At 61.3% G+C, this 26,111-nt stretch carries 27 protein-coding genes; 9 read left to right on the top strand and 18 right to left on the bottom strand.

The window, feature by feature from the left end; all coding sequences use genetic code 11:
- Positions 1-254: 254 nt before the first annotated feature.
- The 4 genes from ACWFUC_RS23820 to ACWFUC_RS23835 all read right to left on the bottom strand — a co-directional run bounded on the left by ACWFUC_RS23820 (position 255) and on the right by ACWFUC_RS23835 (position 3,975).
- Positions 255-572 (bottom strand): hypothetical protein, encoded by a 318-nt coding sequence (locus ACWFUC_RS23820; protein WP_489637378.1) that lies wholly within the window; start codon positions 570-572, stop codon positions 255-257.
- Positions 573-993: 421 nt separating this feature from the next.
- On the bottom strand, positions 994-2,616 hold the full coding sequence (locus ACWFUC_RS23825; RefSeq protein ID WP_489623551.1) for a methyl-accepting chemotaxis protein: 1,623 nt from the start codon (positions 2,614-2,616) through the stop codon (positions 994-996).
- 370 nt (positions 2,617-2,986) lie between these two features.
- The gene (locus tag ACWFUC_RS23830) at positions 2,987-3,553 is read right to left on the bottom strand and encodes a hypothetical protein (RefSeq protein WP_489623552.1); all 567 of its coding nucleotides are present in this window, start codon (positions 3,551-3,553) and stop codon (positions 2,987-2,989) included.
- Between the two features lie 80 nt (positions 3,554-3,633).
- Positions 3,634-3,975: a hypothetical protein gene (locus ACWFUC_RS23835; protein ID WP_489623553.1), complete on the bottom strand. Its 342-nt coding sequence runs from the start codon at positions 3,973-3,975 to the stop codon at positions 3,634-3,636.
- A gap of 240 nt (positions 3,976-4,215) precedes the next feature.
- Here ACWFUC_RS23835 and ACWFUC_RS23840 point away from each other — a divergent pair, with 240 nt between their 5' ends.
- Positions 4,216-5,406, top strand: a complete 1,191-nt coding sequence (locus ACWFUC_RS23840; RefSeq protein WP_489623554.1) for a tetrahydrodipicolinate N-succinyltransferase N-terminal domain-containing protein — start codon at positions 4,216-4,218, stop codon at positions 5,404-5,406.
- A gap of 123 nt (positions 5,407-5,529) precedes the next feature.
- Here the strand turns inward: ACWFUC_RS23840 and ACWFUC_RS23845 are convergent, their stop codons facing one another.
- Complete coding sequence (locus ACWFUC_RS23845; protein WP_489623555.1) at positions 5,530-6,453, bottom strand: DNA/RNA non-specific endonuclease; 924 nt, start codon at positions 6,451-6,453, stop codon at positions 5,530-5,532.
- Between the two features lie 231 nt (positions 6,454-6,684).
- Between ACWFUC_RS23845 and ACWFUC_RS23850 the strand changes: the two genes are divergently transcribed.
- The gene (locus ACWFUC_RS23850) at positions 6,685-8,019 is read left to right on the top strand and encodes a methyl-accepting chemotaxis protein (protein WP_489623556.1); all 1,335 of its coding nucleotides are present in this window, start codon (positions 6,685-6,687) and stop codon (positions 8,017-8,019) included.
- Between the two features lie 60 nt (positions 8,020-8,079).
- Here the strand turns inward: ACWFUC_RS23850 and ACWFUC_RS23855 are convergent, their stop codons facing one another.
- Positions 8,080-9,189, bottom strand: coding sequence for an alginate lyase family protein (locus ACWFUC_RS23855; RefSeq protein WP_134223091.1), 1,110 nt, complete (start codon positions 9,187-9,189; stop codon positions 8,080-8,082).
- A gap of 236 nt (positions 9,190-9,425) precedes the next feature.
- Between ACWFUC_RS23855 and ACWFUC_RS23860 the strand changes: the two genes are divergently transcribed.
- Positions 9,426-9,662 (top strand): hypothetical protein, encoded by a 237-nt coding sequence (locus ACWFUC_RS23860; RefSeq protein ID WP_039784455.1) that lies wholly within the window; start codon positions 9,426-9,428, stop codon positions 9,660-9,662.
- Positions 9,663-9,676: 14 nt separating this feature from the next.
- Here the strand turns inward: ACWFUC_RS23860 and ACWFUC_RS23865 are convergent, their stop codons facing one another.
- Entirely contained in the window at positions 9,677-10,303 is a 627-nt protein-coding gene (locus ACWFUC_RS23865) for a LysE family translocator (protein ID WP_489623558.1), read from the bottom strand.
- 225 nt (positions 10,304-10,528) lie between these two features.
- Here ACWFUC_RS23865 and ACWFUC_RS23870 point away from each other — a divergent pair, with 225 nt between their 5' ends.
- Together ACWFUC_RS23870 and ACWFUC_RS23875 are read left to right on the top strand one after the other, a co-directional pair.
- Complete coding sequence (locus ACWFUC_RS23870; RefSeq protein WP_489623559.1) at positions 10,529-10,906, top strand: response regulator; 378 nt, start codon at positions 10,529-10,531, stop codon at positions 10,904-10,906.
- Between the two features lie 201 nt (positions 10,907-11,107).
- Positions 11,108-11,410 carry a hypothetical protein gene (locus ACWFUC_RS23875; RefSeq protein ID WP_034333405.1) on the top strand — a complete coding sequence of 101 codons (303 nt, stop codon included), beginning with the start codon at positions 11,108-11,110 and terminating at the stop codon, positions 11,408-11,410.
- A gap of 90 nt (positions 11,411-11,500) precedes the next feature.
- Here ACWFUC_RS23875 and ACWFUC_RS23880 read toward each other — a convergent pair whose 3' ends face one another.
- The 7 genes from ACWFUC_RS23880 to ACWFUC_RS23910 form a co-directional block, all read right to left on the bottom strand.
- The gene (locus ACWFUC_RS23880; RefSeq protein ID WP_232729560.1) at positions 11,501-11,686 is read right to left on the bottom strand and encodes a hypothetical protein; all 186 of its coding nucleotides are present in this window, start codon (positions 11,684-11,686) and stop codon (positions 11,501-11,503) included.
- Between the two features lie 202 nt (positions 11,687-11,888).
- The gene (locus tag ACWFUC_RS23885) at positions 11,889-12,629 is read right to left on the bottom strand and encodes a hypothetical protein (RefSeq protein ID WP_489623560.1); all 741 of its coding nucleotides are present in this window, start codon (positions 12,627-12,629) and stop codon (positions 11,889-11,891) included.
- Positions 12,630-12,690: 61 nt separating this feature from the next.
- On the bottom strand, positions 12,691-13,314 hold the full coding sequence (locus ACWFUC_RS23890) for an OmpA family protein (RefSeq protein ID WP_489623561.1): 624 nt from the start codon (positions 13,312-13,314) through the stop codon (positions 12,691-12,693).
- A complete protein-coding gene (locus ACWFUC_RS23895; protein WP_489623562.1) occupies positions 13,307-13,774 on the bottom strand; it encodes a FecR family protein in 468 nt (155 codons plus the stop codon). The genes ACWFUC_RS23890 and ACWFUC_RS23895 overlap by 8 nt, the downstream gene beginning before the upstream one ends.
- Positions 13,775-13,949: 175 nt before the next feature.
- The gene (locus ACWFUC_RS23900) at positions 13,950-14,624 is read right to left on the bottom strand and encodes an SOS response-associated peptidase (protein WP_286864414.1); all 675 of its coding nucleotides are present in this window, start codon (positions 14,622-14,624) and stop codon (positions 13,950-13,952) included.
- Positions 14,625-14,833: 209 nt separating this feature from the next.
- Positions 14,834-14,956, bottom strand: a complete 123-nt coding sequence (locus ACWFUC_RS23905; protein WP_255475323.1) for a hypothetical protein — start codon at positions 14,954-14,956, stop codon at positions 14,834-14,836.
- A 174-nt stretch (positions 14,957-15,130) separates the two neighbouring features.
- Complete coding sequence (locus tag ACWFUC_RS23910; protein ID WP_489623563.1) at positions 15,131-16,510, bottom strand: iron-containing redox enzyme family protein; 1,380 nt, start codon at positions 16,508-16,510, stop codon at positions 15,131-15,133.
- A gap of 172 nt (positions 16,511-16,682) precedes the next feature.
- Here ACWFUC_RS23910 and ACWFUC_RS23915 point away from each other — a divergent pair, with 172 nt between their 5' ends.
- Positions 16,683-16,931, top strand: coding sequence for a DUF3297 family protein (locus tag ACWFUC_RS23915; RefSeq protein WP_034334548.1), 249 nt, complete (start codon positions 16,683-16,685; stop codon positions 16,929-16,931).
- Between the two features lie 210 nt (positions 16,932-17,141).
- Here the strand turns inward: ACWFUC_RS23915 and ACWFUC_RS23920 are convergent, their stop codons facing one another.
- From ACWFUC_RS23920 to ACWFUC_RS23935, 4 genes are all read right to left on the bottom strand, one after another.
- Positions 17,142-19,082 (bottom strand): methyl-accepting chemotaxis protein, encoded by a 1,941-nt coding sequence (locus tag ACWFUC_RS23920; protein ID WP_489623564.1) that lies wholly within the window; start codon positions 19,080-19,082, stop codon positions 17,142-17,144.
- Positions 19,083-19,545: 463 nt separating this feature from the next.
- Entirely contained in the window at positions 19,546-21,087 is a 1,542-nt protein-coding gene (locus ACWFUC_RS23925) for a methyl-accepting chemotaxis protein (RefSeq protein WP_489623565.1), read from the bottom strand.
- Between the two features lie 243 nt (positions 21,088-21,330).
- Positions 21,331-22,125, bottom strand: coding sequence for a substrate-binding periplasmic protein (locus ACWFUC_RS23930; protein WP_489625578.1), 795 nt, complete (start codon positions 22,123-22,125; stop codon positions 21,331-21,333).
- Positions 22,126-22,442: 317 nt separating this feature from the next.
- Positions 22,443-22,715, bottom strand: coding sequence for a hypothetical protein (locus ACWFUC_RS23935; protein ID WP_489623566.1), 273 nt, complete (start codon positions 22,713-22,715; stop codon positions 22,443-22,445).
- 229 nt (positions 22,716-22,944) lie between these two features.
- Here ACWFUC_RS23935 and ACWFUC_RS23940 point away from each other — a divergent pair, with 229 nt between their 5' ends.
- The 3 genes from ACWFUC_RS23940 to ACWFUC_RS23950 all read left to right on the top strand — a co-directional run bounded on the left by ACWFUC_RS23940 (position 22,945) and on the right by ACWFUC_RS23950 (position 25,978).
- Positions 22,945-23,253: a hypothetical protein gene (locus tag ACWFUC_RS23940; RefSeq protein ID WP_034334554.1), complete on the top strand. Its 309-nt coding sequence runs from the start codon at positions 22,945-22,947 to the stop codon at positions 23,251-23,253.
- Positions 23,254-23,391: 138 nt separating this feature from the next.
- The gene (gene rarD, locus ACWFUC_RS23945) at positions 23,392-24,297 is read left to right on the top strand and encodes an EamA family transporter RarD (protein WP_489637379.1); all 906 of its coding nucleotides are present in this window, start codon (positions 23,392-23,394) and stop codon (positions 24,295-24,297) included.
- A gap of 121 nt (positions 24,298-24,418) precedes the next feature.
- Positions 24,419-25,978, top strand: coding sequence for a sensor domain-containing diguanylate cyclase (locus tag ACWFUC_RS23950; protein WP_489623567.1), 1,560 nt, complete (start codon positions 24,419-24,421; stop codon positions 25,976-25,978).
- Positions 25,979-26,111 lie beyond the last annotated feature (133 nt).

The raw sequence follows: 26,111 nt of genomic DNA on the forward strand, positions 1-26,111 counted from the left end.
GCAGCTTGTAGTTATAGGAGCATCACCCTATCTCAACGACCAGGAAATTCCCTGTAACCGGAAAAAATCTTTGAAGAAAAGCAGCAAAACATGATTTGGATCAAAGTTAGCCCGCAAGACCCTGGCGTGATGGATGAGGATCTACGAGTTTCCCCCAAGGACTTGTCCGCGATCGGCCGTGCCAGAAATCTGTAAAGGGCGAAAATGGCCATTAGATCCCCTTGCCAGGCCAAGCCTGGCAAGCCGAGATGAGATTAAGCAGGCAACAAATCAGCCGCCAACATTTCCTTGGCGAACCGCAGGGCCTCCGCGTATCGAGGATGCTCTAAGCGAGGCTGACCTAGTTCCTCTTCCACCGCATTCCGCAATATCAATATTGCGTCAGACTCTTTGACAATGCCTGAAGAACTGATATGGGCAACCGCATTGGAAAGAACCGGGAGCATCCGGTTGGTGAAATCCAATCCGCTGACTGCCAGGTAGGCAACGTTCTTGACGAGAATCATATGATGGCTGACGGCTAAGGCGGCGATGCTCATAGTTGCCTCCAAGAGAATTTTCAGCTCAAGCATAAAACAGCTGTTTTCCTGGCAGCATCAGGAAATCCCTGAAAATCCACTGGCAATGGCTCGCACTGACCTGCACTGTGTGGATGATGGAGATCCTCAGCAACAGCACTCGGCCATGGAAGCGTTGGGTATGTCGCCAATCGGATAACGACGAATGCCATTCGCATTCCGCACGAAGAATAGCGCTCCGCAAATCTAAATTGACCGCTGCCAAATTAGCTTTGCTGGCGGCACTTTTTTTGAATTGCGGAGCAAGGACCGACCTAAACTATTGATTTATATAATTTCCTCCGCGGATTCGAAATCAATAGGTCGACGGTTCGATTCCGCCCATCAGCACCGGAACAAAAAGCGGCCTGCAGTAATGCAGGCCGCCTTTTGTTCGCCCGCGCCAAGCGGGCGATCTGCCATGTTTTCGGTCTTGTCAGCGCAGTGCCACGGCTCTGACAGCCGCTACCTTGTTTCTTCCAATGCCGGTGACCGTAGCGAAACCTTTTGCATCATCGAGCTTGAATGTGGACACCAATCCAGCCAATTCTCCCGCCTGCTCCATCATCGCATTCGCAGCAGCAGCGGCCTCTTCGACCAACGCAGAATTCTGTTGAGTCGCTTCGTCCATGTGGGTGATGGCGAGATTGACTTGAGTGATTCCGTGACTCTGCTCCTGGCTCGCATGGGAAATTTCCGCCACCACATCGGTCACCCGCTTGACACTGGTGACCACATTTTCCATGGTCATCCCGGCTTGTTCGACCAGGCTGCTTCCCTGGGCAATCTGCGCTACGGAATCATTGATCAGTTCGGTGATCTCTTTTGCCGCCGTAGCGCTCCTTTGTGCCAGGCTACGGACCTCCGATGCAACGACAGCAAAGCCGCGCCCCTGCTCACCGGCCCTTGCTGCCTCGACGGCAGCATTCAATGCAAGGATATTCGTCTGGAACGCAATCCCGTCAATCACGCTGATGATGTCGACGATCTTTCGTGAGGAAGCATTGATACCTTCCATTGTGCTGACCACCTTGCCAACCACCTCGCCCCCTTGGGTGGCAACGCCCGAAGCGGATACCGCCAGCTCGCTTGCCTGCTTGGCGTTATCAGCATTCTGCTTCACGGTGGACATCAGTTCTTCCATCGCCGAAGCGGTCTCTTCCAAGGCACCTGCCTGTTGTTCAGTACGCGCAGACAAATCCAGATTGCCAGTCGCGATCTCGGTGGATGCCTGCTCGATGGCGTGGGTGCCCTCTCTCACCCTGCCCACGATGCCAACCAGGCTGTCGCGCATCTTCTTGATAGCAAACAGCAAGCTGGTGGTGTCGCCCGCCTTCACGTTCACCTCAGAAGTCAGATCTCCGGCCGCGATCTGCTGTGCAATATCTGCTGCATAGGCAGGCTCTCCCCCCAGCTGCCTCAACAGGCCGCGTGTAATCGCGAATGCGACAAGGGCCGAGATGAGTGCCACGATGATGGTCAAGACCGCAACCACTACAGACGCCTTGGACGCCATGGCGATAGTGTCCTCATGTGCCTTGTCGTTCTCGGCGTCCACCTCAGCGATGAGCTTGTTGATATCGAGTACGATCTGGCGGCGCAGCGGACTACATTCGTTGACCAGGAAGTCACGAAATTCTTCCGACTTTCCACCTTCACGATAGATACGCGGGCGCTTCAACTCCTCGGCCATCTGCAACAGACCGGCACGCACCTTTTCAAAACCTTTGTTGCCCGCAAAATGCGGCTCCATGTCTTTGAGCGCCTTCAGATAGAGCTGTTTTTGCTCATCAACGATGGCCAGCTCCTTCTGCGCATCCGCATCGGTTCTGAAGACATAGGCGTTGCGCGCGGCAAGGCCTGTCTGATCGAGAGCCTCCCGTGCAAGGTACAGCGGCACCAATCGCTCATCCTGAACTGCGTCCGCCGCCTTGATGGACACAGTCAGCGAATTGATGCTGCTCAGTGCTATTCCAGCGAGCAAAAACGTCAGCATCAAAAGCGCTGCGAACGCTAACGCCAGCTTGGTTCCAATCTTCATATTTCTGAGCGCGGTCATTGTTTCCCCCTTGGGTTAAATACGAGCATTTTTAATTGATCAATCCAAATGGGAATTAATCTGTACCGCCTCGAAATATAAAGTAGACCGAAATTCTTAGATTTAGGGATTTTCCTTAGAAAGTAGCGTTGTGGTTTGATACACAAAATAAAGCGAGTAGCAACCCGATTTCATTGACGATGTGTCTATACTCGCTGGCTCTGTTTGTGAAACGTGGGAATGAGCACCATCCGGTCCAACCGAATACAACAGCTAACCGGATCCGGCACGATTCAACGGACACGCAGCCACCTTGATCCATCATCAAACGAGATCGAGAGATCCAAAACCGCACCCCGCACGTTTCACGCGTAATGTCTGAATGTGTTCATCAATGGAAAACAATGGCCCCATCGTGCGCACACATGGAAAACGCTTTCTTCCAGTTGTCATACGATTCCCGGAAATAATTTTCCGCATGTTCCCTGGCTTGATCGGCGTAGCGCATGAAATCTTTATAAATCTTCTTGCAGACGACCGGACCAATGACTCCCTCAGCATCAGAAAAATTGATGAGTTCCCAAAACGGTCCGCTCTTCAGATTCCATGCAGTCGCATCGTAGCGAAGCTCTGTTTTCCCGTTGAACACATGAGAACTCTGTTGGTAGCCTGCCAGTTTTGCCAACTCATTGCGCCAATGGTTATACCCCGAGTAAGTACTTGCCCGGAATTCGAAGTCTGATTTGAATGCATAAACTTTGCCCGCTTCCAGTCCTTCAAAACGCTCCGGGAAGTCGCTCGGAAACAATATTATTTGATTCTGCGCAACGGGAACGCCATCAGCGCTCAGTACGGGAGATTTCACCATGGTCAGGTTTTCATAAGCGGTGATATCCAACCCCGCCTGTGCAGATGCTGTAGTCAGCGAAAAAACTAAAAAGAGGAATATGATCTTCATGGTTGGTCGAATGGATGTTTCGCCACATTGTGATTTTCCGGGCGAATCGATGAAGGCCAACTGTCTTGGGACGGATCAGATCAGGAGTACTCAATTGCGATCATATGCACACTCTGACCATGGTCGATCGATACCGCGGCAATCCAGAGCAATATGATAACGCTCCAGACAGCGAACGCCGTCCGCTTCTCATGGACATGCCGGATGATCAGATAAAGCGTCGCAAAGTTCGCCACCGCAAATACCAGCAGGATTGGCCAAATGGCAAAAACAATGAAGAAGGCGTCGCCGGGACCTCCCGGTGTATTCTCTTCTCCCTTGGCAGGCCAAAGCGTCGAAGCCAGGTACAAGTAGAACCCGATACCAATGAGATTGACGATGGCCCACTTCGCTAGTGCAGGCAATTTCTGCAGCCGTATCATGCGAGGCCTTCTCCTGTTGGACTGACTTCAAACCAATCTCGGCCATCACGGCGCGCCCCTCCCCCGCTCCGACCGCAGTTCTGGCTCCAGATACAAAGGGTAAAGGGCAGCAAGGATGTGGCCATGGGAAGCAATACCGGGCCACCCTACTTCAACAACGCCCTCCACAACCCGAACCGACGCTAAAATAGCGCTCCCAACGCGCTATAACACTCAAGAAGCATTTCTCAGCAGAAACCCATGAACCAACCACAATCCACCTATCCCGCCACCGTAGACGCTTTCAAACAGGTCGTCGAAGAGTTCAAGGCCAGCGCCGGCTACAAGGAGCCGCTGCTGTTCGCCGTCGGCAGCCGCGTCTTTACCGGCAATGGCACCCTGGCCTCCGTGCGCTATCCGGTCGTCAATGGCCCTGGCCAGAATACGGCAAGCGCAGCGATCTGGATGAAAGTGCTGGGGGTTACCCCGGCTGGCGTGCAGAATATCTCGGTGTCCGCCGCCCAATTGACCGAGATCCTGGCCTATTTTGCCCCGTTCAAGAACGACGGCAAGTATCACGGCAACGTCATCGCGCTGGAACAAGCGCTGGAAGCCACCAAGGCCGGCCCGGCCAATCGCGTCGTCATCACCTTCATCTTCGATGACATCGATCCCCAAGGCGTGGAAGACAGTACCCTCAAGCTGTATGGCCTGAGCCATCGCTGCTTCAAGCCCAACCAGCTGAACCTGACCAAGGTGTTCACCAAGCTGCCCAATGTGGCCTGGATTGGCGATACCCCGATGGACGCCGAGGAAGTCGAGCAATCCCTGATGTCGGCCGCTTTCGGCGATGGCAGCTTCGCACCGCACATGGTCGACAAGTTCCCCCTGTATGTCCACCGCATCAATTCCCTGAAAATGGGCGTGCGCATCACCGATCAGCACAAGGTTCGCCTGGGTGCCTACCTTGGTGAGGGCACCACGCTGATGCCGGGTGCCAGCTACATCAACTTCAACGCAGGGACCGAAGGCGCTTCCATGGTGGAAGGCCGCATCAGCTCCTCCGTGCTGGTCGGCGCCGGCACCGATATCGGCGGCGGCGCGTCCACGCTGGGTGTGCTCTCCGGCGGCAACAACGTGTTCATCTCCCTGGGCCGCAACTGCCTGCTGGAAGTCAATTCCGCCCTGGGCATTCCGGTCGGTGATGCCGTCATCGTCGCGGCCGAAACCGCGGTCATGGCGTCGTCCCGCGTCTCGGTGCAGATTGAAGGCCACCCGCTGAACGGCAAGGTAGTCAAGGCCGCAGAGCTGGCCGGCATCAATGCAGCGACGTTCCGCCGCAATGACGTCACCGGTGCGCTCGAAGTACTGCGTACCGGCCGCAATATCGACTTCGCGAAAAAGCTGGAAGATGGCGAAGACATCCTGAACAGCGATCTGCACAAGAACTGACAGTCGCCCCGTCGGATACTTCAGTACATGAAAAAAGCTCCTCGATGAGGAGCTTTTTCTTGGGGATCACGATGTGGCGATATGAGATAAACCTGAACAGCTGCAGGAGATGGAGCCGGCCACTCACCCCCGCCCCGCCCCCTGCCCCAGCAAGCGCAACCCGGTCTTCCGCACGAAATCCTCATAAGTGATCGGCGCTCCCACCTCGGTATCAGCGCGATTGGCCTGTATATACGCCCATGACCTGCCCGTGCTGGCGTCAACCACCAGCTTGAACAAGCGGGCCGGGACGGCAATGTGGCCCCGTCCGATCGTGGCCGGTGTCGCATCGAAGAGCGGCCCGGTGAACACGAAAACATCCCCGCTTGCCCGCATCACGTACTTGCGCGTATCCCGTTCGATCTTGGACCAGGGCCCGGAATTGTTCCGAGGATTCTGCGGGACCATGTTGGCCAGCGAAAAACTCTGGGCCATCGCCTCCGGTGTGGACATGTCGCCGGCCGGCGCCATGTGGCCGCGCGCATACCCCGATCCCCGGTAGTCGTCCAGTTCCGCGCGCTCGGCGCGCGGCAGTCGCGCCTCCGGGTAGAAGCGGTCCGAGCGATGCTGCTCGCGCGCATGCAGAAGAGCGGTCCGGTTCAGCCGCTCGACTACCACGAAGGGCGTCTTGGTCTGACTGTTGTAGAGCACCGCAAACGCGCTGAAACACAATTCCCGCAAATGCGCACCCGCAGGCAATTGCGGCGGATGCGCGCCGGGGAAGAACTGCGGACATTGCGCAAAACGCGCAACCGAGTGCGCCGGCTCGGCCTGCCGCACCGGGGCGGGCGCGTTCTCCGCCGGCAATTCGAGGTGCGGCAGACTGAAGCGCTCGCGCAGGCCGTCCGTCAGGTGCGGGTTGAGGACGCAACTGGCGATGCCGAAGACAAGGATCGTCGTGCTGGTGAAGGAAATCAGAAAGCGACTGAATGATCCCAGTCCCTTCTGCCGGCTTTTTTTGGAGGTGGCCCGCTTGCGGGGTGCTGCCTTTTTCTGTCTTGTTACCATGCTGGCGGCATGTTAACCCGAGTCGACTATTGTTGCCAGTTCATCAGGAAATCCCCGATGGATTTCTCCCTCGCGACTCATACAATGAGAAGCGGAATCGGGGCAGGTCCCGCGTGGCATGAGACAACGATATTCCTGCCTCTGCTGACGTCCCCAACAATAAAACCGGAAGCATCTCGACGACGGCGATGAGATGCGTTTCAAGAACATTTTCAGGATCAGGCGCCCATCATGGCTTTCTTCGACTCGCTCTCGTTTTTCTCACGTCTCAGCAAACGCAAGGCCGACATGCTGGGTCAACTGGCCGCCATCGACAAGGCGCTGGCAGTCATCGAATTCACGCTGGATGGCAAGATCATCAAGGCCAACAAGAATTTCCTCGATCTCATGGGCTACACGCTGGAAGAGATCAAAGGCCAGCACCATCGCATCTTCGTCGCCGAGGAAGAGCGCAACGCGCCTGCCTATGCGCAGTTCTGGCAGAAACTGGGGCGCGGTGAATATGACCAGCGCCTCTATCGCCGCATTACCAAATCCGGACACGAGGTCTGGATCCAGGCGACCTACAATCCCATCATCGATGCCATTGGACGCCCCTTCAAGATCGTCAAGTACGCGCGCGACGTCACGCAGCAGCAGCTGCAGGCCGCCGATTTCTCCGGACAGATCACCGCCATCAACAAGGTGCGGGCGGTGATCGAGTTTGATGTGAATGGCAACATCCTGCACGCCAACAACAACTTCCTGCGCGCGGTCGGTTATTCGCTGTCCGAAATCGTGGGCAAGCATCACGCCATCTTCGTCGAGCCCGCCGAGCGCGCCTCGGCGCAGTACCAGGAATTCTGGAAGCGGCTGGCGGCCGGCCAATACGATGCCGGCTTGTATCGCCGCGTGAAAAAGAATGGCGATGCGCTCTGGCTGCAGGCCAACTACAACCCTATCTTCGACATGGACGGGCGGGTCTTCAAGGTGGTCAAGTACGCCACCGACGTGAGCATCCAGACCCACGCCACGCAGACCCTGCAGGCCGCCGTGGGCGGGCTGTCCGAAGCACTGAGCACGGGCTCGGCCAGCGCGCAGCAGGCCAACGATCTGGTCAAGGCCACCTCCTCCATCGCGGAACAAGGCGGGGTGGTCATGCAGGAGGTCGTCAACAAGATGGCCGCCATCAACGCCAGTGCCGCCAAGATCACCGAGATCATCGGCGTGATCGACGAGATCACCTTCCGCACCAACCTGCTGGCCCTGAACGCGGCCGTCGAAGCGGCCCGGGCCGGCGAACATGGCCGCGGCTTTGCCGTGGTGGCCGGCGAGGTGCGCAGCCTGGCGCAGCGCACGGCGGCCTCGGCCAGCGAAATCAAGACGCTCATCAGCGGCTCGGTCAATGAAGCAAGACAAGGTACCGAGCTGGTCATGAATGCCGGCAAGACCATGAGCACCATGGTCAACTCCATCAACGACATCACCGGCATCATCGAGACCATCAGCACCTCCGCGAACGACCAGATCAATGAGATCGGGCAGGTCAACGAAGCGGTGACGCAGCTGCAGGTCCTGATGAAGTAAGCGCCGCGCGGCTAAGAAAGCAGCGGCCTGTGCACCTCATGCGCAGGCCGCACAACTGGCTCAGCGCTTCGGCCAGCAAGTCAGCAGCGTGCCACCCGCCGGATCGAGCTGCCGTGCCACGCCTGCATAACGTTCGTCCAGCGTAGCCGCCATCGCAAACAGACGGGTTGCGCCCTTGGCCTGCCACGGTCCGGAATAGCCGGACAGGCCTGCATCACGCCGCTTGGCATCGAAAGGCACGCGGGAATGGACGAATTCCTCATGGGCCTTGCTGCCATCGGCATAGGGTAGCAGCCAGTCCAGCGCTGCCATCACGCTGCCGCTGCCGTTGCTCTTGTGCGTCAGCCATTGTTCTCCCCTGCCCTGCGCCACCTGCGCCGCCCGCACCAGCGGCTCCAGGTCATAGACCACATAGTGCAGGGCGTCGCGTTCCTCCATGTCGAGGGTGGAGCCATCGGCGCGGATGTTGCGTGCCACCTGGGCGTCGAAGGCCCGGCGCGCACGGCCCCACAGGCGATCATCCTGCAGTGCGGCGGCAGCCAGCACCGCCAGCTTGACGCGATGCGAGTTCCAGTTGTTCTGCCAGCGTGGATCGCGCGGACGGAAGCCGCTCTCCATCTGCTGCAGATAGCCGTCCGCCAGCGTGCGAATGAAGCTGGCGGCCAGCTGGCGGGTGTCGGCATCAAGCGCCTCCCCGGCGATGACATAGGCATCAATGTAGGCATCGAGACTGGTCTCATCCACGGGATTGAAGTCAGGCTGGTAGATCTCGGCCCACGCCCGCATCAGGCGCGACAGTTGCCGCGCATCCTCGGGCGCGCGCCCGGCCTGCCACAACTGCGCGAGCTGGCGCATCAGCGGCCAGTCACGCTCGGCCTCGACACTGGCATCCCAGATTCCCTGATGGGGCAAGGTGCCTTCGGTATGGACGCGCGCAATGGCGCGCGGCTGCGGCGCGAGGTTCTTGTCGACAGCGCGGCGCAGCGCGCCGAGTTGCGCCGCAGACGGCGGCTGGCAGGACGCTTCGGCGTGAGTGGCCAGCGGCATCATGCTCAGCATCAATGAGACGGCGAGGGCCACGCAACGAGCATGGCGCTGCGCAGGAAGCGGCGGGCTGACCTGCGAAGCAGCGGATTTGGTATCCACCGGGCTGTGGCGATAGAAAGGCATATGGCGGCGTGTCGGCGACGAGGAAGGGACTCCCTTAACGCCGGCTCGCCAGCTTTGGTGCACGCTCGTCTGTGCAGTACTGCGGCTTGTATGGATCATGTCTGCTGGACCCGCCTGCGTCGCCTTGGTTAGAATGCACAGGACACTGTTACGGAAACAGTGACTCGCCTCTGCTACTTTCAGATTCGCAAAGCTGGCACCGGATTTTTCTTCCAGCGATTCAAATGGTCGACATCATGGATTGGGTCCCAATCGTCTTCATCATCTTCAAGGTCGCCGTGCTCGGCATCGGCATGTTCTACGCCATCAAATGGCATTACGATCAGGGCAAGAAGGGCAAGCAGGCCGAGCGCAACGCAGTGCTGCGCGCCAGCGGGAAAGTGGCAGCGCTGTTCGTGATCTCGCTGCTGGTGCTGGGAGTGGCAACCTTTTTCATCTCCAGGATGATGGGGCTGGAGCTGAGCTTCTCCTGACGCCCCGCAGTTCCTCAGGCTGCCGGCCGCTTGGCCAATGCCAGCAAGGTCCCGAAAAAGATCATCATGCCGCCGCTGATGCGGTTCATCCAGCGCAGACCGCGCGCATTCTGCATCAGTCCGGAGAGGCGCGTGCCGGCGTAGGCATAGGCGGCGATGGCGACCACCTCCAGCGCCAGGAAAATCGCGCCCAGGGTCAGGAAACTGGATAAATAATTTTCCTGTACCACGAACTGCGGGAAGAATGCCGTAAAGACCAGGATGGCCTTGGGATTGCCGATGGCGACCAGAAACTCCTTGCGCACATAACCGGCAATACTGCGCTGCTGCGGCTCAAGCGGCTGGCCGCCCAGCTCCACCCTGGCGAAGAACAGTTTGCAGCCCAGCCAGATCAGATAGGCCGCCCCCAGCACCTTGACCACCGTGAACGCCATCTGCGAGGCCATCAGCAGTGCGCCCATGCCCACCGCTGCCACCCCTATCATCAGCGCGAATGCCACCAGCCGGCCGGCCGCCGCCAGCAAGGCCGGGCGCAGACCGTGATGGGCGCCGATGGTAATGGAGAGCAGATTATTGGGGCCGAAGGCCATGTTCAGTGCAAAACACGAGGGAATGAACAGCAGCAGGCTTTCCAGAGACATCGCGGCTCCTTGGCAGATGAGGGCGACGCGTCGCGTCACCGGAGCCGCTATTCTAGCGGCACGCCACCTGACGCGCAGGTGACGCGCATATTCTTACGAGGATGTCAGCGCGATTTTCCCGCGATACAGGAATTGACTGATGCAACCATGATCCTTTCGGTCACATAATCGCGGAGCCGTTCGTTCTGATCTCAGGACGCAGCCCATCCACCCGGAGATCGCTTCATGAATCCGAGCAGTCACGCTCGCACCCTGCTGATCGTTGAAGACAACAAGGATGTCAGAAACATTTTTGCAGAAGTCTTTCAAGGCGTCGGCTATCACGTGCTCGAAGCCGGCAACGGGGAAGAGGCGCTGGCACTGATGGCCCATGAGCACGCCGCAGTGAGCGTGGTCCTCACTGACCTGCGCATGCCAGTGATGGATGGCCTGGAACTGGCGACCCGCATCAAGGGCGATGAACGCTTCTCTTCCATTCCGGTGGTACTGCTCAGTGCCACTCCCATGAGCAATTCCTGGCAGGCACTTGAAGTGTTCTCCGCCCTGCTCACCAAACCCTGTTCCTTCGAGCACCTGCTGTCCACCATCGAATCCGTACAGTAAGTCCGTGCAGCACGCTCATGCTCTGCCCCCGCAGAGCGATGACAGACGCCCGTCGGCCAAGCTGATGTATTGCATTGGAGACGCGTCCGACAGTCACTGCCGACAGGATCAAGGGAGCTTGGCCGATGTCTGCGGCGGAGCCAGGGGACGATGATGTAGTTACTGCGCACAAGCGCAGGGCATTCATCAAGGAGTGACATCATGTCGAATCAGAATCAAGGCAACAGCCGCGGTGGTTCCCACGAACAGCACGTCCAGGCAGGCCAGCAAAGCCACAAGAATGACCAGCAGAACCAGAGCAGCAGCGGCTCCGGCCAGCAGCAAGGTGGGAACACCCGAGGCGGCTCGCATGAACAACACGTACAAGCCGGCCAGCAGAGCCACAAGAACGACCAGCAGAACCAGAGCAGCAGTGGCTCCGGCCAGCAACAAGGCGATTCGAGCCGCGGCGGTTCACATGAACAGCACGTGAAGGCGGGACAGCAGAGTCACAAGAACAGCTGACAGCAACGCTGATCACGCTGCCTTCCCGGGCAGGCCCGGACACGCTCTCCAGGAGATGGAGCGCGCGTCCGGGCCTTTTTCATTACGATTTCAATGCAAGGCAGCGTGGGATTCGTCGCCCGCTGTCGGCTCGACCCTCGCCGGCAGGCTCTGCATCGCCGGCTTGCGCGAGAGCACACGCCACAGAAACACTCCGGTCAACGCCATGCCGACCACGACATAAGCCGCATAGAACGCAGCGAGATAGCTGCCGTAGTGCAGAAGGGACTGGATCATGGCCATGCTTCCTTGAGATGGAAAGGTCGATGCAATGGCGTGATCTTATGTTTTATATCATTTCGCGAATATCAGGAAATTTCCTAGTTGTGTCGCGCACACGCCATTGATGAGCTACTCGATAGTCCACGATCAAACTCAACAATAAGCGATGTCCGAAAGACGGCGCATCCCTGCGTTCAGCTCCACCCGTCTGCGGAGATCAACGCTTCCAGAACATCCACCAAGGCGATGGCGCGGGCAACGCAGCAGTCGCCCCGGCGGACTGTTCCGGCTGCTGTGGCTGCGCCAGTGCGGGCGGCCAGCGCGTGGCCCCGTTGGCCGAACCGGCCAATGTCCAGCTGGCCACCTCGCTGATTGCCTGCTCTTCGTACAGGCCGGTCAGGTCATGCAGCAAGGGGCTCATCTGCCATGCCTGCCGCTCGTCCATCACGGCCAGTTCCTGATACGCCGCGCGCAGCTGCTGCTCCAGCTGGCCCTCATCGGACATGCCGTCCAGCTCTTCCGTGTTCACCACGATGTTGCGCCGGGGTTCGGCTTCCAGGCGCGCGATCCAGTCCTCGTACAAGGCGTGGCGCTCCTCGCCCAGCACCGGACGCAGCATCGCCGAGCGCTGGCGCAGACGGGCGATGCCCGCCAGACGTTCGCACCCCAGGTAGGCAAACGGACGCGGCGCATCCTCATCGACCTCCTCGTACTCATCATCATCGTACTCATCATCGTCCCCCGCACCTTCAGGGCCTTGCTTGCCACTGTGCTCGCCCTCGGTGGCGGGGCCGGACGAGACGTGAATATCGTCCCCGGAAAACAGGCACATCCAGAACAAGGGAAGGCGCGCGGTGGCCTCGTATTCGGTACCGATCATGGTAAAGAATTCGTCGGCCTGTTCCTCCGTGGGCATACCCTCGAAGTCGGTGCAGTAGAGATAGACGCGATTGCCCATGTGATTCCCCTGAGAATGCCAGGACGACAGGCGGCGCTGCATCGGCAGCGGGCCGCCCGGCTCACCTGATCTTGATTTCGACGAAACGATTGCGCGGCTCGGCCACGCCGCGCTTCTGCGGCACACGCGGATCACGCGCCCCCTTGCCGATGACCTCAATGCTCAGGGCCTTGACCTCCGCCCGTTGCAGTTCACGCTCGATCAGGCGCGCGCGCCGCAGCGACAAGGCGTCGTTGGTGGCATCGCTGCCGATGCTGTCGGCATGGCCGGTGAGGATGAATTCCCCGGCGGGGAATTCCTTGATTTCAGCGATGGCCTTCTTGAGCAATTCCTGCGAGGCCGGCGTCAGACGGTCAGTGCCCAGCTCGAACAGCAGATCGTAGCTGCGCGGACTCGCCGGCAGGCTGCGCATGACCTCGGCATATCGCCGGTCCACCTCGGCAGCGGACAGGGTCTGGGTCGGGGCGGGCTTGCCGCCGCGCGTCTCGACCGCTGCATAGGGCGAAGTCAGTGCCGTCTCGCCACTGGCCGTCCTGACCACGATGCTGCTGGCCGAGCCGTCGGCCTGCGGCAGCAGCACGAAACGCTCCGCCGGCCCGGCACATGCGGCCAGCAGCGCCACCACGGCCAGCAAGGCGCAGCGCATCAGCGGCCGGTACAGTGAATGGAGCGATGGCTTATTCACCGGCCACCTCCACGATGAAGTCGGTACCACGGATGCCGATGGTGGCCGTCGGGGTCGACAGCCGCTGGCTCTCCGGCGAGTGCTTCCCGATCAGTCCCGACACGTAGCGCAGTGTGCCCTTGGTCAGGCGCACGGCAACGCTGCCCTCGTCGGTCTTGTCGTTGTAGGCAAATTGTTCGAGCAGGAACTGGCTGTTGGAGCCGAGCGAAATGAGCGTATCGTCGCGCAAGGTAAACCCGACCGCACTGGCGGCACCGGTCAGTACCCGGTCACCCGCATAAAGCCGTTCGCCGGTGGCCAGCGGGCGGGTCTTGCCGCTGCGCTCGGCGCGCACGTCGCCTTGCAGGACCTTGACGATGCCGGCCTGGCTGGCCGTGGCTTCCTGCGCAGCTGCACTGCCCTGGCCCAGCAGCGAAGCGCTGGCCAGCAGCAGGCCAGCCCACCCGGACGCCCTCCACATCGTCCCCGCCCTCTTGATCCGCATGCCGCGTTCCCCTGATGTTGTGATGATGACGTGAGTCCTGCCTGTGCCGCACCTGAGCGCGGCAATGATGCCACCGCGCAATTTCACAGAAAATCATGGGGAAGGTCAACAATTCTTTACATCTGGCGTGCGAAACGGCAGCGGCCGGCCCTTAAAAGAGCAACGACCCCTGCCCTGAGCTGCTCCGCGCTTCGCTCTTGGGCGCAGGCCAGGCCTTCATGGCGCTGGCGGGATAGTTGACCAGCATCCTGCGCGCGTTTTCCGTATCACCGACGTTGAGCCAGTCCGCATAGTCGGCGGGCGGGATGATGACGAGGTTGCGTTTTTCCTCGCCCGGCTTGTGAAAACGATTCATCAGGGGATGCGCATCGGCATTGATGGTGATCTGGGTAAACGAAAATGCATACCCTCCTTCAGGCTCCTCCCAGGCGCGCCACAGGCCGGCCACGCAAAAAGGCTGGTCGTCGGCCATGCCGATGGCCCAGCGCTGCGGGCGTCCGGCTTCGTAATTGGGCTCATAAAACCAGTGCATGGGCAACAGGCAGGTTTGCAAGGCCCGCCAGGGGCCGGCGTAGCTGCGTTTCTCGCCGATGGTCTCGGCGCGGGCATTCATGGTGGAGATCTGCAATCCGCCCTGCAGCTTGCGCCGGGGCATCATGCCGTAGGTGCCGACGATGAGTTCCGGCTCGCCCTGCAGCCCGGCCCGTACCACGGGGGCGGCATAGTCCTGCCAGGTTTCCTCTGGCCAGTCTGGCGTGGCGGAGGTGTCGGCACCGGTCAGCGCGGTGATGATGGATTTGGGAGTGGGCTTGTAGTTGACGCACATGGCAGGACGGATCCCGGTCGCAGCAAGGAGCCGCGATTGTGCCACAGCGCGGGCGCGGTGGCGGAGGGTCTGCTGCGGCCTGGCGCGGATGGCAAGGGCGCAGCGTCTACCGCTCATCGACAGCCGCTGCACCCAAGAAAAAACCGGCCTGCTGTCTGCAAGGCCGGTTCTTCAAGGGATCACGCTGCTGGCAGCGCGCCTGAGCGGACTCAAGCAGCCTGCTTGCCTTCCAGGATCGACTCTTCCAGGGCGATCAGGGATTCGATGGCGGCGATCAGCATGCCGATGCGGTGACGGCGATAGATCAGGCGTTTTCTTGCGCGAATGTTCATGGTTTCTCCAGCAGCCGGCGGAGTGCCGGCGGGTTGACGGGTCGGGCCGCCGCCTCCGCGCCTGCAACTTCACATCGGCTGCGAGCGTGCATCCTGCGGGGCGGCCAGCGGCCAAGGCCCGACATTATAGCCGACTGCCGCTGCGCTCCCCTCACCGGCTGTGTGGCGCGGCGCTCACGCCACACATGCACGCCGGTAACGCTCGCTGTAGCGCCGCGTCGCCTCCAAACCGGGCACGAAATGATGCCGCCCCGGTGCCAGCTCGGCCACGAGCGCATCGAGATCGACCTCGCCCAAGGCCACGGCCGGCACGGCAGGGGCTTCGGCAGCGGCGTTCTCACGCCCGCGCGCCAGTGCGCGGAAGCTCGGCTGACGGCGGCCATCGTTCCAACCGTCCTCGATCCACTCACGGATGACCTGCTTTTCGTAGCCCTCGAAGACCCCGAACATCTGGCCGCCGGCGGCATCGATCAGCCGCCAGAAGCGGCTCTCCTCGGCTGGCTTGCCGCGCGTGATCCACTTGGCCTTTTCCATCTCGGCCAGGAAGCTGGCCATGTCGTCAGGCTGTTCCAGCCACTGGTTGACCGTCTTGCCGCCGATGCGGCAATAGTCCGAGTGCATCATGCGGCCGAAGGGCGCTTTCTCGGCCAGCACCCTGACCACCTCATCCTGCAGGACAAAGGAGTTGATCACGCCCAGCGTGCTCGCGCCCAGCTCATTGAGCAGATAACCGCGCCGCACGCCCTGCATGAAGGCTTGCGGATCCGCAGCCTGGGCGGCCGCCTGCGCGACCGCCTCGGCGGCCTTGCGGGCGTGTCCACTGGCGGCATTGTCGATGGTGACGTGCAGGGTGAAGTAATACGGGTCGATGCCCAGTTCATTGAGTTCGTAGGCGGTGATGAGCAAGTGCAGCGGCAACTGCTCATAGCCGAGGTTGAAGCCGAACACCTCGGCCTCGAATTCCGCCCCGTGATGGGCCAGCCCCAGCTGGATGGCTCCTTGCACATAATGTTCTTCGGACAGCGCCGGTCCGTGATCGCAGCCGTTGGCGGCCAGCAGGCTGCGATAGAGGGTGACGTGATTCATGGCGGCATCGCCATCGCCCAGCTCTTCCAGATAGGTGAGGATCAGCGGGCGGAACAGCGGATCACGCCAGCGCCGGATGGCACTGTAGAGCCAGGCACCGTCGACCATCTTGGTCGGGCCCACGCAGCGCAGGAAATTGAGCGCATGGGCGCGGCCACTGAAGTAGCGGCGCGGCGCGCCTTGCTGGCGTTCCTTGAGATAGCTTTCGTAGGCAACGCCGACTTCAGCGGCGCGCGCTTCGATCCAGCTGGCCAATGCGGAGGGCTCCTGCGGCAGGTCGCAGGGCAGTTCTTGCGCTTCCTGCATCTGTTGAACAAGGTAGTCACGGCCCATGGCCAAGGCGGCCTCGTCGGGCGTTGCGACGAACAGTTGCGCATACACGTGCGCGGCCTGCAGGCTGCCGGGCTGGTGGCGGTAGGCTTGGGCGGCCGAGCGGGCGGCCTGCATTTCCTCGACGGTAGATCGCATACATCCTCGCGCAAAGTCAGATGCGTGGAGCATGCGCGCCGGCACAGGCCAGCGCTATCAGCGGGCGGCCAGCCTTGGTGTCGGAAAATGCCCGGCGGGCGGTAGGAGGATGCAGCAGGGCGGCGTCGGAGGCCCATTGTCTTGGCGGTTTTTATGTCCGATAATCGCGCCCATGAACGATACCGCACAACGCCCCGCCCTCCCCGACCGCCTCAGCGTCGATCCCCGCAGCCCGCATTACGTTGCCGCCATCTTCGAGCACGACATCGGCATCAAGCTCAACGACAAGGAATTCAACAACGTCAGCGAGTATTGCATCAGCGAAGGCTGGATCAAGATTCCCGCCGGCCGTGCACTCGACCGCAAGGGCAATCCCATGCTGACCAAGCTCAAGGGGCGGGTTGAACCGTTCTACCGCTGAGCCGCGCGACACAGTCAGCGCCATCACATTTCTTTCCCGCATGCAAAAAAGTCCGCAGCAAGATGCTGCGGACTTTTCTTTTTGCGTGGCAGATCGGACAACACCCCGTCGGGATTCATCGACAGCAGCGCTCAATCTGCCTTGATTGATCGATCGGGCAGATGATCCGTCCAGCCGATATCAGACCGGTACTGCCATCAGCCAAACCGATCATGCCGCCAGTGCTGCCCTTCCGACACGGAACACGGCCACCGCCTGCACCAGCTCGCGGGCCTGGCCCGAGAGGCTGATGGCCGCAGCGGCGCTTTCCTCCACCAGCGCTGCATTCTGCTGGGTGGTGCTGTCCATCTGGGTCACGGCCTGGCCGACCTGGGCGATGCCGGTGTTCTGCTCGGCCGTGGCGGCGTTGATGCCGACCATGATGTCGCTGACACGGCGAATCGAGGTCACGATCTCTTCCATCGTCTTGCCGGCCTGATCGGCCAGCTGCGTACCCTGCCCGACCTGGTCGACGCTGGCGGTGATCAGTTCCTTGATCTCGCGCGCCGCCGTGGCCGAACGCTGGGCCAGGCTGCGCACTTCGGTGGCCACCACCGCAAAGCCGCGTCCCTGCTCGCCGGCACGGGCGGCTTCCACCGCCGCGTTGAGCGCCAGGATGTTGGTCTGGAAAGCAATGCCATCGATCACGCCGATGATGTCGCTGATGCGGTCCGAGCCGGCGTGGATAGCCTGCATGGTCTGCACCACCTGCTGCACCACCGCGCCACCCTGGCTGGCCACCTCGGCGGCATCACGCGCCAGCTGGCCGGCCTGGCGGGCACCGTCGGCATTCTGCTGCACGGTCGATCCCAGTTCTTCCATGGAAGCGGCAGTCTGCTGCAGGGCGCTGGCTTGCTCTTCGGTGCGCTTGCTCAGGTCCGCATTGCCCTGGGCAATCTGGGCGCTGGCGGTGGCCACGCTCTCCGAATTGCTGCGCACACTGCCGACCACCATGCTCAGTTGCGCCGTCATGGCCTGCATCGCCATGAGCAGGCGCGCCACTTCATCACTGCCCTTGACCTCGACATGCTGGGTCAGGTCCCCGGCCGATACCGCCTCGGTCAGGCGCACTGCTTCCGACAGCGAACTGGTGGTGGCACGGGTGATGGCGACCATCAGCCACAGCGCAGCCATGGCCAGCACCGCCAGCGAAGCACACAGCACGATCAGTTCATTGCGCAGGCGCGGGATCTTGGCTTGCAACTCGTCACGCATCATGTCGAAGGACGTCGTCACCAGCACGAATTGCGTATCGATGATGCGCGTCATGGTGGACACCCATTGCGGGGCCGGCATGGTCAGCTGATCTGCGCGCACGATGGCGCTGTCGGCCAGTTTGAAGGCTTCGTCGGCAGACGCGACGGCTGCTGCACGGGCGCTTTCCACCTCGGCCGGCAGGGGGTGGCGACCCGCAGCCAGCGTCAGCGAACGGCGGGCGCTTTCATAGCTGCGGCGGGCACGGTCGGAGAGGTTTTCCAGGCGGGCACGTTCTTCCGCATCGGCCTGGCCGCGTCCCAGCATCACGGCACCGCGCGCACGGGCCTGACCCAGTGCTTCGGTCAGTTGCGGCAGTTCGGACATGACCGCGCGCTGCACGTAGAACAGCGCAGCCTCCGCTTCCAGCGCCAGGCCGGAACTGTTGGCCACGTCGTCCAGCAGATCCAGCTCGCGCTTGATCAGTTGCGCATGTTGCACATTGCTCTGCGCGCCATTGATGGACTTGCTGGCGATACTTTGCGTGAGTGCGCGCCAGTCCGCATTGAGGCCGTCGAGCGCATCGGTGAGGGCCTTGTCCTCCAACGGCTTGAGGCCGCTGCGCACACGGTCGAAGGTGGCATCGACTTCCTTCTGGCGCTCTGCGCGGCTGGCGGCTGCGCCATCACCATCGGCCAGATACAGGGCCGACAGGCCGCGATGCTGTTGCATCTGCTTGAGCAGCAGCAGCAGTTCCCGTCCGGGGGCCAGGGCCAGCGTTTCGCGCTGGGCTGTGGCCAGGTCGTCGAGGTTGGTACGGACCAGGATGGTGGTCGGCACGATGAACAGCATAAAAGCGAGTGTGCCGATGAGGAAGAACTTGCGTGAGTAATTGAGATGATTGATCCAGGAGCGCATGATGTTGTTGGTGTTGGAGTGTAGGAAGGGCCATCGTTGGCCGCTTGCGCTGTTGCGCGAGACGCTCCGTTGCGCCATCAAGCCGCGTCATTGCGGCTTTTTGCAGTCGGGCAATTCTACGGATGCCACCCTGTTTTCACTAGGGATTTGAACAGTGGCGTCCGGTTTTGTTGTGCAATTCCGACCGTCTCGCCTCACATCGCTGTTCCCGATGCAAATACGAGTGCAGACTAGACTATGGCCGTGCAGACAGAGTTCCGTACGGAAAGAAAAATTGGCATGCAAACCTGCATGTGTCACCGGAACTCACCGCGTCTCATTGAAACTCACGCGATTTTCCCGTGCGCGCGACAAAAGAAAATCCGCCGCTTCTGCGCGCTGCGATGTGCAGCGCCGGAGACGGCGGATGTGAGAATGAAGGAATGGAAAGCGAGAACGCCGCAGCCCGGGCAAGCCGTGGGACTTAGCGCAGGCCCTGGGCAGCGTCCTGCAGCCGGAACACGGACACCAGTTGTGCCAGTTGCGCGGCCTGGTCCTGCATCGAAGCGGCAGCGGCGGCCGCCTCTTCCACCAGCGCCGCATTCTGCTGCGTCACCTGGTCCATCTGCGTGATGGCGCGATTGACCTCTTCGATCCCCGCACTCTGTTCGCGGCTGGCGGCGCTGATCTCGGCCACCACGTCGGTCACGTGGCGCACGCTGGTGACAATCTCCTGCATGGTGCGGCCTGCCTGCTCCACCAGCTGCGAGCCGTTGTCCACCTTGCTGACCGAATCCTCGATCAGTCCCTTGATCTCCCGCGCCGCCTGCGCACTGCGCTGCGCCAGCGAGCGCACTTCCGAGGCCACCACCGCAAAGCCGCGTCCCTGCTCGCCGGCGCGCGCCGCTTCCACGGCAGCGTTGAGGGCCAGGATGTTGGTCTGGAAGGCGATGCCGTCGATCACGCCGATGATGTCGGCGATCTTGGTGGAAGCGCTGTTGATGTCGGCCATGGTACCGACCACCTGTTCGATCACCTTGCCGCCATTGGTCGCCACGCCCGAGGCGGTGATGGCCAATTGATTGGCCTGGCTGGCGTTGTCGGCATTCTGGCGCACGATGGACGTCAGCTCTTCCATCGAAGACGCGGTCTCTTCGAGCGCGCTGGCCTGCTGCTCGGTACGCGATGACAGATCAAGATTGCCCGCAGCGATTTCGCCGGAGGCGGTGGCGATGGTGTCCGTGCCCTGGCGCACGCCCTGCACGATGCCAGAGAGGCTGCGGCGCATGGTCTCGATGGAATGCAGCAGGCTGTGGCGGTCATTGGCCTTGAGCGCGACGGCCGTGGACAGGTCGCCTTGCGCGATCTGCTCCACGATCTGCACGGCACGTACCGGCTCGCCACCCAGCTGGCGCAGGATGGAGCGCAGGATGAAGGCGGCCATGGTGGCGATCGCGCCCATCAGTACGCCGCCCAGCAGCAGCAGCACCAGGGCATTGCGATAGAAGGCCTGATTGATGTCGTCGATGTAGGCGCCGAAACCGATGGTCCAGTCCCACGGGGCGAAGCGCGTCACGGCATAGAGCTTCTGCACCTTCTCGGTGGTATTGGGCCGCGTGCCTTCGGCGATCAGCAGGCCGATCTCCTTGCCCTGCAGGGCGGCGCGATAGCGGTCGCCATCCTCCTTGGCGGTCTTGTCCTGAATGCCCACGCGCTTGGGATTGGGATGCACGTAGTTGAAGTCGTCCGTATAGCCGCGCACGAAGTAGTAATTCTGCTCCTTGACGAAACTGCCGATGACCAGCTTGGCCTGGGCCTGCGCCTGTTCGCGCGTGAGCTTGCCGGACTGCTCCAGCGCCTGCGCCTTCTCGGCCGCGGCCTTGGCCAGCGTGACCAGCAGCGAGAGCTGGGCTTCGCGCTCTTCCATCATGGTGCGCCTGAGCGTGGTCAGCGACACCATGGCAATGATCAGGATGCCCACCAGCGTGGTGGCGCACAGCCAGATGATCTTGGTTCGCAGCTTCAAATTGTCCTCTCCGTCTTTTGAATGAAGGCAGGCGCGCGCGCCTGCCTTCTCGGATGGGCATGGTCGTCGCGTGCGGCACGATGTGATGTGTGTGATGCGGCAGCGCGTCCGGGCGACGCACTGCTCCCCAGCCTGTCACTCTATCCTGCGCATGCCATGCGGCTGGTGAGGAACAGCGAGGGTTTTACGCTTCTTTCCCGCTGTTGCAGGGGCAAGCGCCGGCTCGTGAGAATGGGCCGGATTTCATTTGGCACGGCCGCTTTGGTCGGGGTTGGCGGTGTCGATGCGCAGATCGGTTTCAAAACTCTGCAGCACCGCCCGCAGCTCACCACTCTTCTGCATCGCTTCCAGCTGCGCGTTGATACGGGGCAGCAGCTTCACGCAGGGACTGGCGCGGCTCATGGCGATGTAGTTGTCACTCTCGCTGACGAAGGGGCGCAGCGGCATGAAGCGATCGGCCAGGCCGTTCTGGTTCAGGTAGATCACGCCGTTGTAGTAACCGGTGATGAGGTAGTCGATACGGCCCGAATCGAGCTTGGAGAAATTCATGTAAAACTTTTGCGCGGTCTCGATGGTGAGATTGTCACGCAGGAATTCATCGAAGCCGCCCCCGAACTGGTTGCCCAGCGTAATGGCACCGCGCTTGCCGATCAGATCCTTCCAGCCGGCGTAGGCGAAGCGCTTGTCGCGCGCCACGAAGACCGCAATCGGATTGGAAAACAGCGGCACCGAGGCAAAAGCCAGGTAGGACTGGCGTTCCGGCGTGTTCTTGAGCGAGGACACCATCGCCACTTGCCCGCTCTCGGCCTCCTTGAGCACGCGGTGGAAAGGACCGACGTAGCGTACCTCATAAGGGATATTGAGCGCACTCAGGGCACGCGTGGCGATCTCGATGCTGGCACCGGTCAGGCGCTTGCCGTCGTACCAGTGCAGGGGCGCGTAATCGGAATCGGCCGAGATGACGACCTTGCTGCATTCGGCAGCGTGGACCGTCAGCGGTGCGCTGAGCACAGTCACTGCTGCCAGCACGGCCAGCATCGCAGTGCTTGTTGCCTTGTTCATGATGTCCCCCTTGTTCTGCTTCCTCAGCCCCCTTGGACAGGCGGCCTGAGCAACCCCATGCGACTGAGAATAACCCGGTTGTGCCACCTGCGAAAACGCAATTCGCGCCGCTTGGGAGAGATACGCATTTTTGCCACAGCGAGTTGCACTTCCCTGTCGCAGATCAAGCGGGCGTGGGGTCGAATGGGTACGGATGTGGACGGATGGGCGCACATTGGTCCGACCCTCTGTCCGTCTGAACGCATTTGCCCACATTCTCACACAAGCTCGCAAAGGACATTTACAAAGGACATTTACTTAGCGTTTTGCCACTGCGCCAGAATGAGGCAGTGATACGTTTTGTAACGAAACCAGGGCGATGTGTCAGCTTGCAGACTGACACGTCCGGCGCCTGTCACCGCGAAGATGACTCGCACTTTGATCATTTGCACAGGCTGGATTGATGCGGCCTGTGCATGGATGAGCTGGATTGAACTCAATTCTGCATCAATCGAAAATCCTGGATTTGCGCTCGGACGCCGATCAAGCCGGCTGTCAGACGCGCGCGAAATGTCCGACAAGAACATGCTGGGCTTTCCGACTGTCGCGGCGCTGCGGTCTTCCTATGATGAACCCAAGTTTTCAGGCAATGCAGGCCACCCGACACATTTTTTCAAGACTTATCGTGCCGTGCCTGCTTTTGGGAAACGAAGGCCAACCTGTGGATGCATGCATGATCGTATCCGCCACTGCAACTGAAGTCCCGATTGCATTCAGCGCCATCGAATGCACAACCAAGGATAAAGGAGAACAGCCATGACCAAGACCTTCCTCACCGCCGCCGTACTGGCCGCTGCCACTTTCGCCACCGGTGCCTATGCCCAGTCCTATGATCAGGGCGGCAGCTCGATGCAGGGCGCGCAGCAGCAGCAATACGATTCGTCCTCGCAGTCGCAGTACTACAACTACCAGGGCCAGCAGACCGCCTCGCCGGCGGCCATGCAGGAAAGTGGCCAGAATGGCCAGTACGTGGACCGCAAGAGCTATGAAGTCCCGAACGGCCAGCCCAACAACTATGCGCGTGAACAGAAGGATGGCCCGCTGGGCACTTCCCCGGGCGCATAATTTCCTCCCTCGCGTCGACCTCAAAGCCCCGGCTCCGGCCGGGGCTTTTTGCATGCGCGCGACCCGCAGCCCCGGCTTGCCGTAGAATCGCGCTTTTGCCGGTGCCTCTTCCTCGCGCCGGACGCACCTGGTCCTGCGATGAATCCTCAACTTGTCGGCCGCGGCATCGGCTTGTCCGTGCTGGCCTCTTCCCTGTTCGCCTTTCTGTCCGGATACACCCGCCTGCTGGCCCCGCTGGATGGCACGGACATCTTTGCCTGGCGCATCCTCATCACCCTGCTCTGCGTGCTCGGCCTGCTGGCCTGGCGCGACGAACTGCCCCGGCTGCGCGCGGCCATGGCCGAACTGCTGGCCAGCCCCGCGCGCATCGCACTGCTGGTGCTGATGGCGGCCCTGCTGGCCCTGCAGCAATGGCTGTTCCTGTGGGGATCGGTCAATGGCCGGGCACTGGAAGTCTCGCTGGGCTACTTCATGCTGCCGCTGTCGATGGTACTGGTAGGCCGCTTCCACTATGGCGAGAAGATGGACCTGCTGCAGCGCCTGGCGGTGCTGTGCGCCTGCGTCGGCGTGGCGCATGAACTGTGGATGACGCGCGCCTTCTCGTGGCCAACGCTGGCAGTGGCGCTGGGCTATCCCCCCTACTTCATGTTGCGCCGGCGCATCCGCCTCGACTCCATGCTCATCTTCGCGGTGGAACTGATGGTGCTGGCGCTGCCCTCGCTGCTGGCCCTGGTGCTCAGCCCGGCCACCGGCCCTACGCTGCGCACACCCGCCATGTGGCTGTTGCTGCCGGGCCTGGGCATTCTCAGCATGATCGCCCTGACCAGCTACCTGCGCGCCGGCAAGCTGCTGCCGATGGGGCTGTTCGGCATCCTCGGTTATGTGGAACCGGTGCTGCTGGTGCTGGTGGCCATGGCGGTACTGGGCGAAAGCCTGCAGCTGGCGCAACTGGGCACCTATGTGCCGATCTGGCTGTCGGTGCTGCTGACCGCACTGCACAGCGTCAAGCTGATGCGCCGGCCGGCGGTGCAGCCCACGAATTGAGGGCTTTTTCACGGACTGATCGCGGCCAGTACGGCTGAGCCATCTCCTTATACTGGTTCAAACGGTCCACCCTGGGGAGGGAACAGACCGGCCGGGAGGGGAGACACGGACGATGCGGCCAATGCTGGCAAAGGCAGGGCGGGTAGCGCGCCATTCCGTGGCGCGGCGGGCACGGCTGTTCGTCGCGCTGATCTGCGTGACCATCGCGGCTGGCCACGTCTGGCAAAGCCTGGCCGCGCGCACGGTGCAGCTGGACAACACCCGCACCTATTCCGGCAACATTGCGCGTGCCCTGGCGCGCCATGCCTATGACGTGTTCCAGGCCACCCACGGCGCGCTGATCAACATCAGCGACCGTATCGACGATGCCGGCACCACCCATGCGCAACTGCACGCCATGAGCCCGGTCCTGCGCCGCCTGGCCAGCGAAATGCCGCAGCTCGACGGGCTCTACATCTTCGACGAGCACGGCAATCGCGTGGCCAGTTCTTCGCCGCCGCGCCCCAGCGATGCCAACAACAGCGACCGCGCGTATTTCATCTATCATCGCGATCACGACGATCCCCAACCGCACATCCATCCGACCCTGCTCAGCCGCAGTACCGACCAGTGGATCATTCCGATGTCGCGCCGCCTGAATCATTCGGATGGCCGCTTCGCCGGGCTGCTGCTGGCGACCTTGCGGCTGGATCACTTCAACGCCCTGTACCAGACCGTGGAGATCGGCCGCGACAGTTCCATCCTGCTGCTCCTGCGGCCCGGCAAGGTCCTGACGCGGCAGCCTTTCGATCCCGCCTACATCAATCACGACCTGAGCCTGGACCCGGTCATCGGCGAAGCGCTGGCCAGTCCAACCAGCGGCCATGTACTGCTGCATTCGCCGCTGGACGACATCGACCGCTACGTGTCGTACCAGCCGGTGCAGGGCTTCCCGCTGATCGTCACCGTGACCACATCGAGCAATGAAGCGCTCGCCCCGTGGCGGCAGCAGACCATCGTGTATGGTGCGGCGGTGCTGCTGTTGCTGATCATCATCGGGCTGTTCGGGTGGCGGCTGATCGGGCAGATCGAGCTGCGCCTGGTGGCCGAGGATCGCGCGCTGCAGGTGATGGGCGAGCTGCACCAGGCCAACCAGCGGCTGGAGCAGCTGGCGCATCAGGATGGCCTGACCGGCCTGGCCAACCGCCGTCATCTCGATACCGTACTGGCGGCGGAATTCCGGCGTGCCGCACGCAGCAAGTCGGCTCTCTCGCTGATCATGATCGATGTGGATTTCTTCAAGCAGTACAACGACCTCTACGGCCATCAGGCGGGCGACGAATGTCTGCGCCGCATTGCCGCCGTCCTGCGCGAGCGCCAGCGCCGGCCGGGCGATCTGGCCGCGCGCTATGGCGGCGAGGAAATGCTCATGCTGCTGCCCGATACCGATGCCGACGGTGCGGTGCAGGTGGCGGAAAAGATCCGCGCCGGCATCCAGGCGCTGGACCTGCCCCATCGCGGCAATCCGCGCGGCGTGGTCACGGCCAGCGCGGGCGTGTGTGCCATGGAATTGCTGCCAGAGGGCGAGCGCACCGTGGAAGACTTGCTGGGGCGCGCCGATGCGGCCCTCTATGAAGCCAAGCATGGCGGGCGCAATCAGGTGCGGCTGGCGCAGGCGGGAGCGCCATCGGCGCAGGGATGAGGCGTAGGCGAAAGCACAAAGGACCGTAACGTCAAAAAAGCGGGACAGCGGAGAAAATGAGGAAAGTAGACAAAATGACCATTTTGATCATTTTGATCATTTTGATCATTTTGATCATTTTGATCATTTTGGT

This window comes from Herbaspirillum sp. Her4, assembly GCF_057961335.1.